This is a genomic window from Streptomyces sp. DvalAA-14 (assembly GCF_900091855.1).
Taxonomy (GTDB): Bacteria; Actinomycetota; Actinomycetes; order Streptomycetales; family Streptomycetaceae; genus Actinacidiphila.
This window is the reverse complement of record NZ_FMCH01000170.1, coordinates 1-2,527: the sequence shown is the minus strand read 5'-3', so window position 1 is coordinate 2,527 and position 2,527 is coordinate 1. Positions and strand designations below refer to the sequence as shown.

At 72.3% G+C, this 2,527-nt stretch carries 1 protein-coding gene; it reads left to right on the top strand.

Going from position 1 to position 2,527, the window contains the following annotated elements; translation table 11 throughout:
* The first annotated feature begins 9 nt into the window (after positions 1-9).
* Entirely contained in the window at positions 10-2,247 is a 2,238-nt protein-coding gene (locus tag GA0115240_RS08400; protein ID WP_093736026.1) for a beta-L-arabinofuranosidase domain-containing protein, read from the top strand.
* Positions 2,248-2,527: the final 280 nt, after the last annotated feature.

The following is a 2,527-nucleotide window of genomic DNA, read 5'->3' as shown; positions in this document are numbered from 1 at the left end:
CCCGCAGCCCTGGCCGCACCCGCCCATGCGGCCGGCGCCCGCGCCGCGGCCGGCCGGGTCGCCCCCGCGCCCGGCGGTCTCTACACCTCCAACGCGGCCCCGCTCGCACCCACCGCCTTCCTGCGGCTGCCGCCCGGCGCGGTCACCGCCCGCGGCTGGCTCGACGCCCAGCTGCGCAGCCAACTCGCCGGACTGTGCGGCCAGTACGCGGCGACCTCGCACTTCCTCGACCTGAACACCAGCGGCTGGACCCACCCCGCCAACACCGGCTGGGAAGAGGTCCCGTACTGGCTGCGCGGCTACACCGACCTGGCCGTCCTCACCGGGGACGCCACCGCGCTGGCCGCGGTGCGCCGCTGGATCGACGCCATCGTCGCCACCGCCCAGCCCGACGGCTTCTTCGGCCCCACCTCGCTGCGCACCTCGCTCGGCGGCGGCCCGGACTTCTGGCCGTTCCTGCCGATGACCTGGGCCCTGCGCAACTGGCAGGAGTACAGCGGCGACACCCGGATCGTCCCGCTGCTCACCGCCTTCTTCCGCTACATGAACGCCCAGGGCCCCGGCGCCTTCAACCAGAGCTGGGTCTCCCAGCGTTGGGGCGACGGCCTGGACAGCGTGTTCTGGCTCTACAACCGGACCGGCGACGCCTTCCTGCTCCCGCTCGCCGACAAGATCCACACCGGCGGCGCCAACTGGGTCAACAACCTGCCCTCGCTGCACAACGTCAACATCGCCCAGGGCTTCCGCGAACCCGCCCAGTACGCCCTGCGCTCCCCGGCCACCGCCCTCACCCAGGCCGCCTACCAGAACTACACGTCGGTGATGACGAGTTGGGGCCAGTTCCCCGGTGGCGGCTTCGCCGGCGACGAGAACGCCAGACCCGGCTTCGGCGACCCCCGGCAGGGCTTCGAGACCTGCGGCATCGTTGAATTCATGGCCAGCCACCAGCTGCTCACCCGCATCACCGGCGACCCCGTATGGGCCGACCGCTGCGAAGACCTCGCCTTCAACTCACTGCCCGCGGCCCTCGACCCGGCCGGCAAGGCCATCCACTACATCACCAGCGCCAACAGCATCGACCTCGACAACACCCCCAAGACACAAGGGCAGTTCCAGAACGCCTTCGCCATGCAGGCCTACATGCCCGGCGTCGACCAGTACCGCTGCTGCCCGCACAACTACGGAATGGGCTGGCCCTACTTCACCGAGGAACTCTGGCTCGCCACCCCCGACCACGGCCTGGCAGCCGCCATGTACGCGCCGAGCTCGGTCACCGCGAAAGTCGCCGACGGCACCCCGGTCACCATCACCGAAACCACCGACTACCCGTTCGCCGACACCATCACCCTGACCGTCGCCACCCCGCGCCCACTGGCCTTCCCGCTCTACCTGCGCGTCCCCGGCTGGTGCGCCGCCCCGCACATCACTGTCAACGGCGCCGCCGCGAGCGCCCCCGCGGGCCCGGCCTTCACCACGCTCAACCGCACCTGGAACAACGGCGACACGGTCAGCCTCCAGTTCCCGCAGACCACCACGGTCCGCAGCTGGCCCGGCAACCACGGAGCCACCGCCATCGACCACGGGCCGCTCACCTACGCGCTGAGCATCGGCGAGAACTACGTCCAATACGCCGGCAGCGCCCAGTTCCCCGCGTACGAAGTGCACGCCACCACCCCCTGGAACTACGGCCTCGCCCTCGACGCCGGCGCTCCCTCCTTCAGCCGGGCGAGCGGGCCGTTGCCGGCCAACCCCTTCACCCATGACGGCACGCCGGTCCGGATCACCGCACCGGTCCGGCCGATCGCCGAATGGCAGGCGGACAGCCAGCACGTCGTCACCCCGCTGCAGGCATCGCCGGCCCGCAGTACCGCGCCCGTACAGACCGTCACCCTCATCCCGATGGGCGCCGCCCGGCTGCGGATCTCCGCCTTCCCCACCACCGCGACCGACGGCCACCCGTGGACCCGCGAGGGCGACTACCAGAAGATCCGCAACCGCAACTCCGGCAAACTCCTCGGCGTCGACCAGATGTCGACGGCCAACAGCGCCCACGTCGTGCAGTTCGACGACAACGGGACCGCCGACCACCTGTGGCAGCTCATCGCGGACGCCGACGGCTGGTTCCGGGTCCGCAACCTCAACTCCGGCAAGGTACTGGGCGTCGACCAGATGTCGACCGCCAACAGCGCCCAGGTGGTGCAGTTCGACGACAACGGGACCGCCGACCACCTCTGGCAGTTGGGCTGACCGCCCGGCCCGGGCCCGCGCCGCGGCGGCCGCCTCGACCCCGCCCCACCCCCTCGGCTCCGCTCGGCCGCCGGCCGACCCCGCACGACGGATCCCCCACTTCCGACCAGGACGGACGTGCCACCGTGACCACCGACGACCCCAGCACACCCGGGCCCGGACGCCGCGAACTCCTGCTCTGGAGCGGCGCGTTGACCGCGGCGGCCGCCACCGGCGGCTGGCTCGCCGCGGGCAGCGCGCAGGCCGCCGCCCCCACGGGTGCCGCTGCCGCGGCCGTCCC